The organism is Streptomyces sparsogenes subsp. cuspidosporus, from assembly GCF_039532705.1.
In the GTDB taxonomy this organism is placed as follows: domain Bacteria; phylum Actinomycetota; class Actinomycetes; order Streptomycetales; family Streptomycetaceae; genus Streptomyces; species Streptomyces sparsogenes.
This window is the reverse complement of record NZ_BAAASD010000055.1, coordinates 1-14572: the sequence shown is the minus strand read 5'-3', so window position 1 is coordinate 14572 and position 14572 is coordinate 1. Positions and strand designations below refer to the sequence as shown.

The following is a 14572-nucleotide window of genomic DNA, read 5'->3' as shown; positions in this document are numbered from 1 at the left end:
GCCCCGTGGGGACGGGGTGGCTCAGAACCCGCCCCGGGGACGGAAAGAACCCGCCCCGGGGACGGAAAGAGCCCGCCCCAGGGTCGGAAAGAGCCCGTCCCTGGAGCCGGGCGGCGGCCCGGAACCCGCGCCCGCGGCTCAGAACCCGCGCCGGCCGGCCGCCGTGCGCCCCACCACCGCGCCCAGTTTGCGCAGCCGCCGCCAGTCCATGCGCGGCTTCGCCGCCGGCACCCCGGGCCGGTCCCGGGGCACCCTGACCCGCAGCGCGCCGGGCGCGATGCGGCAGCGCACCGGCACCGACAGCGCCATGGCCTCGCCGTCGATCCCGACCTCGATCTCCTCGCGGTCGGCGTCCACCAGCACCTCACCGGCCGTCCGCACCGTCAGGCCCGCCGCCTTCCGGCCGCGCAGCAGCCCGGCGGCCTGGGCGGCGTTGTCGACCTTGATGCCGAGCACGCCGAGCCTGCCGGAGTTCAGCAGCTCGCGGCGGCCGAGCCCGGCCGGGTCGTCCGTACGGTACGGGTTGTTGCTGACCAGCAGCGCCTGCGGGACGGGGATCCGGACCCCGTCGGCCTGTGCGATCAGCCGGGGGCCGCGCTGCCGGGTCAGCAGGTCGGGCAGCAGCTCCAGGGTGGTGCGCACCTTGTCGTCGCGGTAGGCCGGGCTCTGCACGACCGCCGCGTACGCGCCGAACGACGCGTTGTTCACGAAGGGGTGCTCGTTGGCGAAACCCAGGTCGACGCGGAGCTCCACGCCGTCGGTGAGCGCGTCCAGACAGGCCGAGGGGTCCTCGCGGTCCAGGCCGAGGTCCATGGCGAAGTGGTTGCGGGTGCCCGCGGAGATCACCAGGAAGGGCAGGCCGCGCTCCACCGCGACGGCCGCGACCAGCGCCTGCGTACCGTCACCGCCCGCCACGCCCAGCAGGTCGGCGCCCGCGTCCGCCGCCTCGCGGGCCAGGGCGGCCACGTCCTGGGGGTGGTCCGGGTCGAGCAGCGCCACGCGGGCGCCCAGGCGCTCGGCCTTCTCCACCAGCCCGAACCGGCCCACCTTCCCGCCGCCCGACCGCGGGTTCATGATCAGGAAGGGGCGCTCCGGGGCCGGGGTCCGGTACTCCGTCACCGGTACGGCGCCGAAGCCGGTGCTGCGGATCGCGGCCCGCCCCGTCCAGACGGCCACCCCCCACAGCCCCAGCGACACCATGACCACCCACAGCAGGTTCTGCGCGTCGTAGAACCCGATCACGGTGAGCGGCGCCACCACGGCCAGCGCCCCCGCCGCGATCCGGGCCGCGCCCCGGCGGGTCAGCACCCACCACACGGCGGCCGCCGTGACCGCCATCCCGCCGAGCCCCACCACGAGCAGGATCACGCTCGCGGTCCCGGCGAAGATCACCGGCAGCAGCACGGCCAGCACGGCGGTGGTCAGCGACAGCCGCGCCGACCAGCGCTGCCCGGAATGGGCCTCCTCGTCGGCCCCCCAGCCACCGCTGGGAGGCTCCCCCTCCAGCCCCATCGACCCTCCCTGGCCCGGCGAACCGCACAACGGCGTCCTGCCACTCTCGACGACACTCGGGACGCTCTCTCGACAGGGCGCCAGCGCGTCATGCTAGGCCCTGCGGCGGGCCGTTCACCGCCACGCCGCGACGGAGGCTCAGATGGCGGACCCCACGGCGTGACCGACAGCGGGGCCCGCGGCGGACTCCACGGCGGGACCAACGGCGGGACCGACGGCGGGGTCCACGCCGGGATCCACGCCGGGCCCGCCGACGGGGGTCACGCCGGGCCCACGATACGGGCGACGAGGTCGCGCCAGCCCTCCTCCAGCCGGTCCAGGGTCATGCCGCGCTGCCGGGTCAGATGGTGGATCAGCGCGGGCTCCAGGTAACCCATCAGCGTCTCCGCCCGCAGCTCGGTGTCGCCGCCGCCCCCGGCCTCGCGCAGCAGCATGGTGATGTGGGTGAGCCGGACCTGGCGCGGGGCGCTGCTCAGGCGGCGGTCGGCGGGCGGGTCCCCGGCCAGGTAGAGGTCGAGATACGCGCACATCTGCCGGAGCGTGGCCACCCCGAACGCCGCCAGCCGCTCGACGGCCGGGGCGCCGGGCCCGAGCGGGGGCGGGCCGGTGAGAAACGCCTGCTGGTAGGCCTGCTCCGAATGGTCGAGCAGGGCCTGGAGCAGTCCGGTACGGTCGCCGAAGCGGCGGAAGACCGTGCCCTTGCCGACGGACGCGGCGCAGGCCACCGCCTCCATGGTCAGCTTGTCCACCCCCCGCTCGGCGACCAGCCGCGCGGCGGCCTCCAGCAGCCGGGCCCGGTTGCGCGCGGCGTCGGCCCGCATCGGCGGCGCCTGGCCCGCCAGCGGCAGCAGCGACCGCCGGGCCGCGCCCGCGCCCTCACCCTCACCCCGCGGGGCGGAGGCGGGCTGGGACGGGGGCTGGGGCGGCGCTGACGAGGTCATGCCCCCTAGCGTAGCGGACCGCGGTCCGGTTATATTCAAGTGGACCGCGGTCCGGATATCTGGTATAACCTTCAACTAACGAGGTCCGCACCGCGGGCGCTTATCGATCTTGGAGAACTCATGTCTGTTCGTATCCTCGCCCTGGTCGGCAGCCTCCGCGCCGGCTCGACAAACCGCCAGCTCGCCGAGGCCGCTGCGAAGCACGCCCCCGAAGGCGCCGAGATTCAGATCTACGAGGGCCTGGGCGACGTCCCCTTCTACAACGAGGACATCGACGTCGAGGGGAGCATCCCCGCCGCGGCCACCGCGCTGCGCGACGCGGCCAACGAGGCCGACGCGATCGTGCTGTTCTCCCCCGAGTACAACGGCACCATGTCCGCCGTCCTGAAGAACGCGATCGACTGGCTGTCCCGCCCGTACGGCGCCGGCGCCCTCCGCGGCAAGCCCGTGGCCGTCATCGGCACCGCCTTCGGCCAGTACGGCGGCGTGTGGGCCCACGACGACGCCCGCAAGTCGGCGGGCATCGCCGGCGGCGCCGTCATCGAGGAGGCCAAGCTCTCCATCCCCGGCTCCCTGACCCGCTTCGCCGAGGTGCACCCGGCGGACGACGCGGAGGTCGTCGGCCAGCTCACCGAGGTGCTCACCCGCGTGGCCAAGGAAGCCGCCGCGGCGAAGGCCTGACCCTTCCCCTCACGCGAGGCCCCGCCGACCCCACGCGCAACGCGGTCGGCGGGGCCTCGCGCGTTCCCCCGCCTCCACTACGCTCTCGCCGAACGTCACCCTGAACCAGCGGGAGTGTCCGTGGAATTCATCCACTACGCCGACGGCGAGGCCCTGAGCTGCACCTCGATCGAACCCGCCGCGCTCACTGACCCCGCCGCGTCCGGCACCGACCGCGCCCGGGTGGTGATCATGCACGGGGCCGGCATCGGCAGCCAGCAGCGGAGCCTCCCCCTCGCCCGCGACTTCGCCGCGGCCGGCCACGCCTCCCTCGCGTTCGACTTCTCCGGACACGGGCGAAGCTCGGGAACGCTGGAGGAGCTGAGCCTGGAGCGGCGGCTCCGGCAGGCGCTCGCCGTGATCGAGGCCTTCACCGGCCGTGCCGTCCTGGTCGTCCCCGAGCGCGACGAGGTCATCCCGCCCGAGGTCACAGCCGGGATCGAGCAGGCCCTCCGGGCCAAGTCCCGGTTCTCCAAGATGGTTTTGGACGGCGCGGATCACCAACTCGGCCGCTGGCTCACGGAACACCCCGAACACCGCGCGAGGCTCGTGGCCCTGATGACCGACCCGGCCCTCAGCACATCTGGTGATCTCGCCGGTCCGGGAACGTCACCCGGTTGAGATTGCACCGCCGCGGCGTGGCCCCGGCACAGCGCGCATGCGCCTTCAGCGCCACACTGACCAGACACAACAACACGTCCGCGTCCCGCTCGGTGTCCAGGTGCACGGTCACCCACTGCGAGTCCGGCACCAGCCGGATCGCCGTCGACCGCCCGAGATGGATGGCCAGATTCCGGATGGCCGGTTCGGTAAGGTGCAGGTCGGCGTCCCGGTCGGAATGGAAGTGCACGATCTCGCACTCCTCCGTCCGCAGCGCCCGCCCCATGCCACAGCAGGCCGGGCCCTCGTCGAGGTCCGGCCAGTCCCGCAGTCGCTCCATGGCCCGATGCGCCACGCTCACAGAGGCATCTTCCCCCGGTTTCCCGGGGCCTCACCCTCACGTTGCCCGACCGTAACCATCCGGCCGGGCGGGCCGGATGTGCGCGACAGCGTTCGCGGTCGTCGCCGTCCGCTCCGTGCTGCACGGGCTTTCGGCAGATATATTTCGTAGCTCGATATATAGTCGGCGCGTGACAAGACAGAACCCGTCCTTGACGGAACCGCAATACTTCATCCTTGCCGCGCTCATGGACGGGCCGTTGCACGGTTACGGCATCATCAAGGCGGCCGAGCAGGCCACCGACGGGCGGCTCCGGATCGCTGTCGGCACCCTCTACGGCGCGCTGGAGCGGATGGAGCGGGCCGGACTGGTGGCCGCCGACCACGAGGAGATCGTGGACGGGCGGGCGCGGCGCTACTACAAGCTCACCGAGGACGGCACCGCGATGCTCAGCCGGGAGGCCCTGCGGATGCAGCAGGCGGCCGCCGTCGTCATCGGCCGCTCACGGAATGCCGGAGCGGCCCCGGCATGAACCGTCTGCTGCTTGCGGCCTATCCCGAGCCCCACCGTTCCCGGTATGGAGAGGAGTTGCTGGCCTGCCTGGCCGAGGCGTATCCCGGCCGCTCCTGGCCCCCGCCGCGGGAAGTTGCCGCTTTGGCGCGTGCCGGGGTGCAGGCCCGCGCCCGTGCCGTCGTCGACGACACCACTCGGCCGTGGTGGCTGGACGGCATCCACCTGGCCGCCCTGGCCCTCGCCGCGCTGGCGCTGGTTCCGTACTTGCAGGATGTGTGGCACTGGGCACTGCACATCGACCCCGGACAGCACGCCATCGCCTTCCACTTCTCCGGCTGGTACCCATGGGCCGAAGGTCCCACGCGCATACGGCTGCTGCCCTACGGGCTGCTCCCGCTGGGCTGCCTGATCGCTCTGCTGCGTGGCAGACCGGGGATCGCGCTGCCGGTCGCGGCAGCCATGATCTGGGCCGGCGCCACGTCCCACGGCCGCACCCTCTTCGGCGACGAGGGCAAGGCGGGCCTGGGCTACTACGGTCTCGGCACCCCGATCACCGCCCGTGACCTGGTCCTGGCGGGGACACTGTGCACCGCGTGCGCTGTGCTGACGGCCTGCCGTCCCAGCCGTCTGCGGCGCCGCTCGTACCGCTGGCTGGTGCCCGTCGTGCTCGCCATGTACGTGGCCGGGGGCCTGCACATCATCTCCGTCAGTCCAACCTTCCAACGCGGCCTGTTCGCCATCGAGGTCGCCGCGCTGATCGCCGCGTGGGTGGCGACGGCCTCCACCGGGGATCACCGGTGGCTGATCCCCGTCGCGGCGGTCGCGTTCATCCGCACGCAGGCGATCGTGATCCAGCCGCAGGGCTTCATGCAGTCCCTGCCGAACCTGGTCGTCCTCGTCCTCCTGATCGCCCCCCTCCCGGTCCTGGCGATCACCGCCCAGCGCCGACAGGGGCAGGCACTCGCCCCATAGGAGCGGACCCCCGGTGGGCCGACCGAGCCCGGCGGCCCAGGTCGTGCCGCAAGACGTGCGTGACCGAACTCCCCCCAACGGAAGAAACAGAGCGATGACACAGCACGATTCTCCGTCCCTGCCCGCGCACCGTCCGGGGGGCTCAAGGCAGGCCCCCGAGGCCCCCGACGACCCCAGCCCGTCGCGTACGACACGGCCGTGGATGCCGGCTCTGCTGTACACGCTGGGGTTCCTGACGGTCTACCTGCTCGCCATCTGCACCCCGTGGGGGCAACGAGCCGAGAACGCACTGTTTGATCTCGGTAAACAGGGCAGCGAAGAAGCATGGATCTACCCCCTGTCAGGATCGGAATACGGCTCGACGCCTATACCCCCGATGGAATTGAGCGCCAAGCCCACCCTGATGGCGGGCCTGGCCGTCATCGTGGTCCTCACCCTGGTGCGGCGGTGCTGGCGGCAGGGGTGCGCGGCGCTCGGGATCGTCATTCTCACGACCGGAAGCAAGGAGGCGTTCAAATCGGTTATGCCCCGCCCTGATCTGGTGGGCGCGCGCGAGAATCTCCTTGATCAGGGTTTTCCCAGCGGGCACACGGCCATCCCCGCCGCGCTGACCCTCGCCGCCGTCCTCGTGGTTTCCCCCCGCATCCGCCCCTACGTCGCCACGGCCGGTGTGCTGTGGCTCGCCTGCATCGCCGCCGCCAGCGCGACCATGGGCGGCCACCGGCCCAGCGAAGTGCTGGGAGCCACACTGTTGGCCTGTGCCTATTACGGCCTCGCAACCTGGCTGCTGCCGCCGGCAGCCGCCGCGTCAGGCGCCACGCGGAGCCCCCGTGCGCTGCCCATCATCACCCTGACGCTGGCACTGGCCGTCGCCCTCGCTTCCGGCGCACGGAACGACACCCTCACAAGGTCACTCGTCTCCGCGGCGACGGGCTTCATATGCGCGGCCCTGGTCTGGTACGCCGCAGTCGGGCGGCCCGCACACACCGCACGCCGCACACGCCCCGCACTGGGCTGACCACCCGGCGGCTCCGGGCGGGTCGGAGGGGTGGCGCGGGCGCGTCTCGGTGAGCCAGGGCAGCCATGCGGCCGGTCTTGTCAGTGGCAGAGCGTAGTGTCCGCGCCATGAACACTCTTCGCCTCGAGCCGTGGTCCGAAGCAGGTCTGAACATCCTGCACCGCCAGAACACTCCCGAGATGACCGAGCATCTCGGGGGGCCCGAGACCGAGCAGGCGATCGTCGATCGTCATCAGCGCTACCTGCGCCTGGACGGCGGCGAGATGCTGATCGTCCGCCTCGGTGACGTGGCGATCGGTTCGGTCGGGTACTGGGAGCGGGAGTGGGGCGGTGAGGACGTGTACGAGACCGGATACGGGATTTTCACCGAGTTCGGCGGTCACGGATACGCGTCCGAGGCCCTGCGACTGGCTGCGGACCGGGCGGCGGCGCGTGGCGCACGGCGTTACCTGCACGCGTTCCCCCACGTGGACCACGCGGCGTCGAACGCTGTGTGCCGCAAGGCCGGGTTCGAGCTGGTCGGCAAGGTGTCTTTCGAATACCCCAAGGGCACCTGGCAGGAGTCCAACGACTGGCGGCTCGACGTGAGTGCCCTGGGCGGCTGACCGCGCCTTGCCCTTGCCACCGCGTTCGGCCCACTGCCGACCGGGGCCTTCGACAACTCGGACAGCAGGGAGCGTTTCTTCCGATGACCACCCAGCCCGCACGCCCTGAGCGCAGCGGTCCCGAGACCGCCTCGGGCATGGATGTCCCGACGTTCAAGCCTTCTCTCGTCAAAGCGGTGTTCCGGGACGTGACCTCGATGCGTGTCTCCCGGTCGGCCGCGTGGGCGGCCGCATCGGTGACGCGGACAGTGCTGACGGAGATCATCGACGGCGCGAGGAGAGCGGCGGCGGAGGAGGCCCGGAAGAAGCTGGTTCCCGGGGACCTTCTCTCGGCGATCGACCGGAACGTCGAGCTCGAGGTGGGGACCAAGTGGTACGACCACAGCCCGACGTTTCGAGGCCTGACCGGTGTCCTGTACGACGCCGAGGGTGTCATCGTGCCTTCCCGCAAGCGCAGCAGGTCGCGCAAACCGAGCGCGGTGGTCGGCGCCCACAGGTTCCAGGCCGGGGTCAGGAAGCTGCTGCGGAGCCAGGGGGCGAGGGCCGTCCCGGCGATGGTCCGCGACCTGGACGGAATCGCGAGCGTGTTCCTGACAGACCTCGCCCGGGACGCGGCCATGGTCGTCCGCGAGGGCGGGGTCAAACGTTTCGGTACGGTCACCCCGGTCATGTCGGGCGAACCGGCCCCGGCCCCAGCCCCGTTCCTCAAGGATTCCCTCCGGGCCCTGTCCACCCGCAGGGGGGACGGGCGGACCATCGGCACGGATGACATCCTGGCCGCCACCACGATCCAGTTGTTCGGCGGCAACCTCAGGCAGCGAGCCCTCACCGAAGCCCGCGAGGCGACACAGAACACTTCGGCCGGCTGAGGCGCCAAGGGCCTCCCCCGGGCCGTCCTCCCCGGCCGTCCTCCCCGGCCGTCCTCCCGGGCCGTCCTCCCCGGCCGCCGGGGCGAGCGTCGCGTCCCCGGTCACTCGCGCCGCTCTCGCGACGCCTCCCCCGTCATGCCCGGCGGCTCGCCCCGTCCGGCCACACGACATCCACGGGCAGACCCGCGCCCCGCGCCTCGTACACCACATCCGCCGTGCCCCCGCCCTTCCCGGTCGGCGGCTGCCCGTTCCACACGGCCACCAGCCGTTCCGCGCGCTCCAGCAGCACGGCGTTCGCCGCCTCGTACGCCTCGCGGCTCGCCGTGGCGTACGGCATCACCACGACCTCGTACGCCGCGTCCCTGAGCCGGTCGAAGGTCGCGGCGTGGTCCGGCTTCACCTTCGCCTCCCGGTAATCCCGCGAGGGCACCACCACGACCAGCCGCCCGCCCACGGCCAGAACGGCCTCCGCGAACAGGCTGTCGCTGCCGCGCGCGATGCACGAGACGCCGACCAACTCGGCGGGCTCGTACGCGGCGAGGATCTTGTCCAACTCCGCCCGTACGAGGGGCACGGAGTCCTCGGTCAGGTCCATGTGGCCGGTCACGGCGATCGTCGTCAACGCACTCCCCTTGCCATGCGGTCCCTCTTCACGTCAGTGGAGCGGCAACATCAGCGCGTCGTACAACGGGGCGTCGGGGAAAGGCACCACTTCGCCAAGCCACTGGTAACCCCACGCCTCGTACCTGGCTCGAACTCGCGGGTGATCCCGCTCGACGAGCAGGGTCACCCGTTGTTCGTGCCGCGATCGCAGCAACTCGTCGTGGATCTGTTTGGCCACCCCGGTGCCACGGACACTCTGGATCACCATCAGTTCGGACAGCGCGAACGTCCGGCTGCCCGTCTCCACCACAGCGTCATCCGGTACGGGTGTACGCAGCCCGTTCCACCAGCGAGTGTCCGGCTGGAGGGTGCACCCGTACGCGAATCCGACGGGCGTTCCGGAGGTGTGGCCGACTGCTGCGGCGAACCCGGGGACCTCCGTGTTCCAGCCGAGGCGTTCGTTGAAACGGTCCACGCTGTGGAACTCTTCGCCCAGGCGATCCGCGTACACATCGGCGTACACGGACAGCAGCAGGGAGCGGATCTCCGCGAATCCTGACACGTCACGGCACTCGATCGTCAGACCATCCACGTTACGCCTCCAACTCCCGTGTTCGTTGTAACGACCGGGGCAGCTCTGCGGTGGTGCGGTGGCTCCGTCTCTCGGGGGATCTCCAGGGCTTCCATGGCGGTAGCTGCTCAGTCCCGAGTAGCGCCCTCCGGCCAGACCACGCGCGTACGGACACCCGTACGCTCGGCGTAGGCCACGACGTCGGCCGTGCCGCCGTACCCCCGGGCCGGCTGCCCGTCCCACACAGCGAGCAGTTCATCCACTACGCCCACCAGGATCTCGCTACCGGCCATGTGCGCCTGGGAATCCGACTCCACCATGCCCGTGCGGTGGACTTCCGCCGCTTGGCGCAGGAGTTCGTCATAGGAGTGGTGGTGCTCCTCGGGAAGGCCGTCCCGGTACTGCTCTGCGGGCACGACGACTTCCAGCACTCCTCCAGCCTCGAGGACCATCTCGGCGAACCAGGCGTCAGGGCCGTCGGCGATGCACGAGACACCCACCAGCCCCTCCGGAGTGTGGCGCTGTATCTCCTCTTTCAAGGCTTCCCGGACCAGTTGCTCCGTCTCGGTCGGCAGCCCACGGTGGCCAGTGATACCCAGTCGCATACGTCGCTCTCCCTGTCCGGGCGAAACCCCTACCACCCGCGACGCCAACGGGAGGGGATTGTCGTCGATCAACGCGTCAGGAGCTTGAGCAGCCGCGTCGTGTCGGAGAGGTCCTCCACCACGGTCGCAGCTCCGGCGGCCCGGAGCTCGTCCGCGCTCGTACGCCCAGTGGCCACGCCGATCACACGGACGCCACCCTCCAGGGCGCCCCTCACATCGGATGGGGTGTCGCCGAGCAGAACAGCTTGCGTCGCGTGGGCCTGCGCACGCTTCAAGGCCGTACGCACCAGTTCCGGCCGTCCGTCGGCGTCCTCGCCGAAGGCGCCGATCGTCAGGTCGAGGTGACGGTCGAGGCCGAACGCGGCCAGTTTGACCTCGGCAGCGGGGCGGATGTTGCCCGTCACCACGGTCTGCGTTACGCCATCGCGCGCCGTCAGGGCGGCGAGCAGGGATGATGCCCCGGGGAGAGCGTGACCGCGCTCGCGCAACTCGGCAGCGCGCCGTACGTGCGCGGTGCCGAGCGCCCGGGCAAACCGCTCGAACAGGTCACGGCTGTCCCGCAGCCCATGAAGTTGCAGCGTCTCGCGGAGAATCACCGGTTCGGTCGACCCGTCGATCTTCGCCTGCTCCCGCAGGCGTTGGCCGGTGACCTCTTCGAACGCCTGGGCCCACAACTCACGCCCGACACCTCGGGTATCAACGAGCGTGTGGTCGATATCCCACAGCACGAGCAAGTTCGCCGTCACTGCCCCACCCTTTCGATCGTTGAATACCGACCCCATGTGGTGACGTTCACCATACGCTGAGTGAGGACCCTCACGGAGGTTGGCATGGTCGCACCCGATCTGCCCATCGGCGACAGAATCAAGCGCTATCGCGGCGAGCGGCGGCAAGACGTCGTCGCCGGTCTCGCTGGGATCTCACCTGACTACCTCTCGCAGATCGAGCGAGGCCTGAAGGTCCCGTCGTTACCCATCTTGTACGCCATCGCCCAGGAGCTCGGAGTGCCCGCCGCCGCGCTGATCGCTGACACGGCCGCGCCCAGCACCACGCATCCCGACACCTCCGAACCCTCGATCGTGCGTGTTTTGATGGGTTTCGGGCCCCCAAGGAGCGACCCGGCTGCGGATCCGACCCTCCTGCGGCAGCGAGTGGAAGGTGCGTGGCGAGGTTGGCAGAGCAGCGGGACCCGGTTCACGGATGTGGGCCAGATTTTGGCCGACCTCATCGCGGACGTTGAACATGCCGCCAGGGCCCACCGTGACGCTGGAGGCATCGGCGCACGTCGCGAGGTCATGCGTGTGATGGCTGACCTGTACTTCCTCCTGCGGTCGTACCTTCGCCGAACCGGCCGGGTAGATCTGTCAATGGTGGCTGCGGACCGGGCCGTACGGGCAGCCGAGGAGGCAGATGATCCGCTGCGCATGGCCGCCGCGCAGTGGAACCTCGGGCATGTCCTCCTGGCTGCGCAGGAGCCGGACGGCGCGGAAGAGGTTGCGCTGCGCGCGGTCGAGCAGCTGCGAGCGGCCCCTATGACCGAAGTGGACCGTGTCGCGATGTCGGGCGCGCTGCAATTGGTGGCTGTGGTTGCAGAAGCGCGGCGTCGGAACTGGTCGGCAGCACGGACGCGCCTGAGGGAGTGTGCAGCCCCGGCAGCTGAACAGTGCGGTGAGGGCAACATCATGTGGACCGTCTTCGGCCCGACCAACGTGGTTCTTCACCGCGTCAGCATCGAGATGGAGGCTGGCGACACGTGCGAAGCCCTGCATGTCGCCGACGAGGTGGAAACCACCCGACTCCCTTCGATGGAGCGGTCGTTCACCTTCGCTCTGGAAGTGGCGCGCTGTCACAGCCTGCGTCGTGAGGACGCTGCAGTGCTCCTGAGCCTGCGAGACATGGAGGGCTTCGCACCGGAGGATCTGGCAAGGACCCCCCTGGCGCGGGAGTTGATTCTCACGGTGATTCGTCGCGGTCGGACGATGCACGCCCGGCAAGCGGAGAAGCTGGCTGAACGGATCGGCGTCTTCTGACCGGCGAGCCTGTGGTTCACCCGAGCTGACAGTTCGGCTGGCCGCCCTCCGACGACTCTACGGTCAGTTTCACCTGATCACCGATGACGTCGGGGGCTCCCGTGGAGACGACGAACAACAGCCACCCCGCCCTGCCATGGACGCCGCCCAGCGGGCAGAGCGCAGAGCTGCAGCCCGTGGGCCGCTCATGGGACGTGGTGCGCGTTGCCCTCTCCCTCGGCATCGGCAAACGCACGCTTGACTTACTGGGACCGACGACCGGCGCGGTCATCAAGAACCCGATCGACAGGGTCTTGTACTGGCTCATCGAGCCGGGCGCCGCCAGCGATTGGGACATGGGCCAACTCCCGTGCGTCGAAGTGTGGGGAGCGACCGCGTACATCGAGGTGCCGCCCGCGTCCCGTACGACCGGGCCCGGCATCCACTGGCACGTACCGCTCCGCTACGACCGCTACCTCACCGACCCGGCGGCCCTGCTCGCCGCACTGCGGGCCGCGACCCGCGAGGCGCTCGGCCCTCGCGAGGGGGCGGCCCGGTGACGGAGTACTGCTACCGCTGCGACAAGCCCACCCGCGAACCGGTCACCGTGCTCCGCGCCTCGGCGTCCGGGCCCAGGTGCCTGCGCCATCTGTGCCCGGACTGCAACCGCCGACGACCACACCCCGACGCCGACCTCTACCAGGTCCTCGTCACCCTCCAGCGCGACAGGCGCGCGACATGACCACCCCGGCCGGCGCCCGGCGCCTGTCCCCCTACTGCGCGCTCTACACCGCCGAACCCGACACCACACCCGACGAGATCCACGCGTACTGCAAGGGGCCGGGCGAGGTCCGGGCCAAGCCCATACCGCCCGCCACCCGTGGCGCGCTCCTCTTCACCATCCGCTGCGACTGCGACTGCCACCGCGCCTGAGGCCGTGACGTTGCGGTGAGTATCGGACAGCGACACGCCGTCGCTTCGGCGTGTCGCTGTCCCAAACTCACCGCAAACCCAGGCCCCGGCCGCGTAAAGCCCCCAGCCGTAGCGGGGGATCAGGCGCGGCGCCGGGAGGCGCCCGCGCCGAGCGCCGCCGCGCCGTGGAGCACGACGTCGGCGGGGCGGCCCAGGTCCAGATACATCCTGACGTCGTCGAAGCGCTCGTCGCCGACGGATATGCCGCTGGGCAGTCGGCCCCACTCCCGGAAGCCCAGATCCTCGTACAGGGCGATCGCGCCGTGGTTGTTGCCACGGACGCCCAGGATCAGCAGTTCGAGACCGGCCGTGCGGGCGTTGTCGATCAGCGCGGACACCAGGAGGCGGCCGAGGCCCCGGCCCCGGGCGGCTGGCTGGGTCATGACCTGCTGCAGCTCGGCGCTGTGCCGGTGGCTGGCGACGGCGGCGCGGCGGCGCCAGAGGGCGCAGCCCAGGACCTCGCCCGAGCCGTCCTCGGCCGCCGCCAGGGCGAGGGCCGCGTCCCCGGTCCGTACGTCGGCCAGGACGCCGTCGAGCCAGGCGTCGGTCTCCGCGCGGTCGGGCGGCGCGAGGTAGCCGATGGCGCCGCCGGTCGCGGTGACGGCGTGGACCATCCGATGGGTGCTCGCGCGCAGCGCGTCGCCCAGGGTGGTCGGCCAGATCAGCTCGACCCGGTCGGTCATGTCGTGTGCTCCTCGCGCTGTCCGATCGGTCATTCGATGATCGTGCTGCACGCGGCCCAGTGCACCCGGCCCATGTTCGGATCCAGCATGAACGACAGAGGGACCGGGTTCTTCTCCGTACCGATGTAGTTGCCACGGAGGGGCATGTCGTCCTTGGGGGCCAGGGTGAAGTCCGGCATCATCTCGCCGGACCGGTACACATATGTCGGCTGCATGCTCGGGTGACCGGCGATGATGTGATTCGCGTCCCAGGCCGTCAGGGGCTCGCCGACATCGGAGTACACGGCGACGCTCGTGCCCTCGGGCACCGGGGTCATCGGCAGGTCCGGGTCGAGGCCGCCATGGCCGGCGAACACCAGCTCGCCGTCCGGGCGTTCCTCGGGGAGGTAGTCCAGCAGGTGGGGCTTTTTGTCCGGGTAGGGCGAGAGGCCCAGCGGGTCGATCCAGCGGTGGGGGTTGAGGACGTAGGCCGCCGGGTTGGGGGCGGGGGTGAGGCCGAGGGGGTCGGGGGTGGTGTAGCGGGCGGTGGTGGGGTCGTAGTAGCGGTGGTGGTTGTAGTGGAGGCCGCTTTCCGGGTCCGCGTACTGGCCGGGGAAGCGGAGGGGGGTGTGCGTCAGGCCGGTGCGGTCTTCTGTCGTGGCGCCCCAGAGCGTGGTCCGGGGGTGCCAGGCGATGTGGCCGGTGTCGTCGACGAGTTCGGTGGGGGTGCCGGCGAGGTCGGTGACGATGGCGAAGAAGCGGCGGTCGATCTCGCGCTGGGTGGTGGCGTCGGTGATGCGCTCGGTCTGGGTCAGGGGGCGGAAGCCGTTGTGTTCCCAGGTCAGCGAAACGGGGTCGGGGACGTCCGGCGCGGTGGTGGTCTGTTCTACGAGGAGGTTGCCGTCCCAGGTGAAGTTGACCTCTTCGACCACCGTTTCGCCGTCGTCGGCGAGGCGTTGTTTGGCGGTGCGGCGGCCGAGGGGGTCGTAGAGGTAGCGCCAGGTGGTGCCGTCGGGGGTGGTGACGGTGGTGAGGTGGTTCTCGGCGTCCCAGGTGTAGT

Annotated in this window: 20 protein-coding genes; 11 read left to right on the top strand and 9 right to left on the bottom strand. The window is 70.9% G+C overall.

The features are described 5' to 3' along the window. Positions 1-138: 138 nt before the first annotated feature. Both ABFY07_RS37990 and ABFY07_RS37985 read right to left on the bottom strand, forming a co-directional pair. On the bottom strand, positions 139-1512 hold the full coding sequence (locus ABFY07_RS37990; protein ID WP_346178845.1) for a diacylglycerol/lipid kinase family protein: 1374 nt from the start codon (positions 1510-1512) through the stop codon (positions 139-141). Positions 1513-1772: 260 nt separating this feature from the next. Beyond that, entirely contained in the window at positions 1773-2453 is a 681-nt protein-coding gene (locus ABFY07_RS37985; protein WP_346178844.1) for a TetR/AcrR family transcriptional regulator, read from the bottom strand. Positions 2454-2573: 120 nt separating this feature from the next. On the opposite strand from ABFY07_RS37985, the gene ABFY07_RS37980 reads away from it, so the two are divergent. Both ABFY07_RS37980 and ABFY07_RS37975 read left to right on the top strand, forming a co-directional pair. Continuing rightward, on the top strand, positions 2574-3134 hold the full coding sequence (locus tag ABFY07_RS37980; protein ID WP_346178843.1) for an NAD(P)H-dependent oxidoreductase: 561 nt from the start codon (positions 2574-2576) through the stop codon (positions 3132-3134). A gap of 120 nt (positions 3135-3254) precedes the next feature. Next, positions 3255-3794 (top strand): alpha/beta hydrolase, encoded by a 540-nt coding sequence (locus ABFY07_RS37975; RefSeq protein WP_346178842.1) that lies wholly within the window; start codon positions 3255-3257, stop codon positions 3792-3794. Here the strand turns inward: ABFY07_RS37975 and ABFY07_RS37970 are convergent. Next, positions 3748-4134 (bottom strand): luciferase domain-containing protein, encoded by a 387-nt coding sequence (locus ABFY07_RS37970; protein ID WP_346178841.1) that lies wholly within the window; start codon positions 4132-4134, stop codon positions 3748-3750. The genes ABFY07_RS37975 and ABFY07_RS37970 overlap by 47 nt on opposite strands. A gap of 169 nt (positions 4135-4303) precedes the next feature. On the opposite strand from ABFY07_RS37970, the gene ABFY07_RS37965 reads away from it, so the two are divergent. The 5 genes from ABFY07_RS37965 (at position 4304) to ABFY07_RS37945 (ending at position 8090) form a co-directional block, all read left to right on the top strand. Continuing rightward, on the top strand, positions 4304-4645 hold the full coding sequence (locus ABFY07_RS37965) for a PadR family transcriptional regulator (protein ID WP_125760678.1): 342 nt from the start codon (positions 4304-4306) through the stop codon (positions 4643-4645). Further along, a complete protein-coding gene (locus ABFY07_RS37960; RefSeq protein WP_346178840.1) occupies positions 4642-5598 on the top strand; it encodes a hypothetical protein in 957 nt (318 codons plus the stop codon). The genes ABFY07_RS37965 and ABFY07_RS37960 overlap by 4 nt, the downstream gene beginning before the upstream one ends. 94 nt (positions 5599-5692) lie before the next feature. Then, positions 5693-6616 (top strand): phosphatase PAP2 family protein, encoded by a 924-nt coding sequence (locus ABFY07_RS37955; RefSeq protein WP_346178839.1) that lies wholly within the window; start codon positions 5693-5695, stop codon positions 6614-6616. A gap of 107 nt (positions 6617-6723) precedes the next feature. Continuing rightward, complete coding sequence (locus ABFY07_RS37950) at positions 6724-7221, top strand: GNAT family N-acetyltransferase (RefSeq protein ID WP_346178838.1); 498 nt, start codon at positions 6724-6726, stop codon at positions 7219-7221. An 83-nt stretch (positions 7222-7304) separates the two neighbouring features. Further along, on the top strand, positions 7305-8090 hold the full coding sequence (locus tag ABFY07_RS37945; RefSeq protein ID WP_346178837.1) for a hypothetical protein: 786 nt from the start codon (positions 7305-7307) through the stop codon (positions 8088-8090). Between the two features lie 133 nt (positions 8091-8223). Here the strand turns inward: ABFY07_RS37945 and ABFY07_RS37940 are convergent, their stop codons facing one another. The 4 genes from ABFY07_RS37940 to ABFY07_RS37925 all read right to left on the bottom strand — a co-directional run bounded on the left by ABFY07_RS37940 (position 8224) and on the right by ABFY07_RS37925 (position 10615). Further along, on the bottom strand, positions 8224-8712 hold the full coding sequence (locus tag ABFY07_RS37940; RefSeq protein WP_346178836.1) for a hypothetical protein: 489 nt from the start codon (positions 8710-8712) through the stop codon (positions 8224-8226). Positions 8713-8745: 33 nt separating this feature from the next. Continuing rightward, the gene (locus ABFY07_RS37935; RefSeq protein ID WP_346178835.1) at positions 8746-9285 is read right to left on the bottom strand and encodes an N-acetyltransferase; all 540 of its coding nucleotides are present in this window, start codon (positions 9283-9285) and stop codon (positions 8746-8748) included. Positions 9286-9392: 107 nt separating this feature from the next. Next, entirely contained in the window at positions 9393-9869 is a 477-nt protein-coding gene (locus ABFY07_RS37930) for a hypothetical protein (protein ID WP_346178834.1), read from the bottom strand. A gap of 68 nt (positions 9870-9937) precedes the next feature. Next, positions 9938-10615, bottom strand: a complete 678-nt coding sequence (locus ABFY07_RS37925; protein ID WP_428837079.1) for an HAD family hydrolase — start codon at positions 10613-10615, stop codon at positions 9938-9940. An 84-nt stretch (positions 10616-10699) separates the two neighbouring features. Here ABFY07_RS37925 and ABFY07_RS37920 point away from each other — a divergent pair, with 84 nt between their 5' ends. The 4 genes from ABFY07_RS37920 (at position 10700) to ABFY07_RS37905 (ending at position 12811) form a co-directional block, all read left to right on the top strand. Next, on the top strand, positions 10700-11899 hold the full coding sequence (locus tag ABFY07_RS37920) for a helix-turn-helix domain-containing protein (protein WP_346178832.1): 1200 nt from the start codon (positions 10700-10702) through the stop codon (positions 11897-11899). A gap of 101 nt (positions 11900-12000) precedes the next feature. Continuing rightward, positions 12001-12438 (top strand): hypothetical protein, encoded by a 438-nt coding sequence (locus tag ABFY07_RS37915; protein WP_346178831.1) that lies wholly within the window; start codon positions 12001-12003, stop codon positions 12436-12438. Then, a complete protein-coding gene (locus tag ABFY07_RS37910) occupies positions 12435-12620 on the top strand; it encodes a hypothetical protein (protein WP_346178830.1) in 186 nt (61 codons plus the stop codon). Before ABFY07_RS37915 ends, ABFY07_RS37910 begins: the two co-directional genes overlap by 4 nt. After that, complete coding sequence (locus ABFY07_RS37905) at positions 12617-12811, top strand: hypothetical protein (protein ID WP_346178829.1); 195 nt, start codon at positions 12617-12619, stop codon at positions 12809-12811. The genes ABFY07_RS37910 and ABFY07_RS37905 overlap by 4 nt, the downstream gene beginning before the upstream one ends. Positions 12812-12930: 119 nt before the next feature. Here ABFY07_RS37905 and ABFY07_RS37900 read toward each other — a convergent pair whose 3' ends face one another. Together ABFY07_RS37900 and ABFY07_RS37895 are read right to left on the bottom strand one after the other, a co-directional pair. Continuing rightward, a complete protein-coding gene (locus ABFY07_RS37900; protein WP_346178828.1) occupies positions 12931-13533 on the bottom strand; it encodes a GNAT family N-acetyltransferase in 603 nt (200 codons plus the stop codon). Positions 13534-13562: 29 nt separating this feature from the next. Next, positions 13563-14572 (bottom strand): RHS repeat-associated core domain-containing protein (locus ABFY07_RS37895; protein WP_346178827.1); only part of this gene is annotated, 1010 nt, incomplete at its 5' end.

Excerpts from the sequence above, each read along its gene's own strand:
- ABFY07_RS37990 (WP_346178845.1), bottom strand. The coding sequence starts at position 1,512 with ATGGGGCTGGAGGGGGAGCCTCCCAGCGGTGGCTGGGGGGCCGACGAG.
- ABFY07_RS37985 (WP_346178844.1), bottom strand. The coding sequence starts at position 2,453 with ATGACCTCGTCAGCGCCGCCCCAGCCCCCGTCCCAGCCCGCCTCCGCC.
- ABFY07_RS37980 (WP_346178843.1), top strand. The coding sequence starts at position 2,574 with ATGTCTGTTCGTATCCTCGCCCTGGTCGGCAGCCTCCGCGCCGGCTCG.
- ABFY07_RS37960 (WP_346178840.1), top strand. The coding sequence starts at position 4,642 with ATGAACCGTCTGCTGCTTGCGGCCTATCCCGAGCCCCACCGTTCCCGG.
- ABFY07_RS37955 (WP_346178839.1), top strand. The coding sequence starts at position 5,693 with ATGACACAGCACGATTCTCCGTCCCTGCCCGCGCACCGTCCGGGGGGC.
- ABFY07_RS37950 (WP_346178838.1), top strand. The coding sequence starts at position 6,724 with ATGAACACTCTTCGCCTCGAGCCGTGGTCCGAAGCAGGTCTGAACATC.
- ABFY07_RS37945 (WP_346178837.1), top strand. The coding sequence starts at position 7,305 with ATGACCACCCAGCCCGCACGCCCTGAGCGCAGCGGTCCCGAGACCGCC.
- ABFY07_RS37930 (WP_346178834.1), bottom strand. The coding sequence starts at position 9,869 with ATGCGACTGGGTATCACTGGCCACCGTGGGCTGCCGACCGAGACGGAG.
- ABFY07_RS37920 (WP_346178832.1), top strand. The coding sequence starts at position 10,700 with ATGGTCGCACCCGATCTGCCCATCGGCGACAGAATCAAGCGCTATCGC.
- ABFY07_RS37905 (WP_346178829.1), top strand. The coding sequence starts at position 12,617 with ATGACCACCCCGGCCGGCGCCCGGCGCCTGTCCCCCTACTGCGCGCTC.
- ABFY07_RS37900 (WP_346178828.1), bottom strand. The coding sequence starts at position 13,533 with ATGACCGACCGGGTCGAGCTGATCTGGCCGACCACCCTGGGCGACGCG.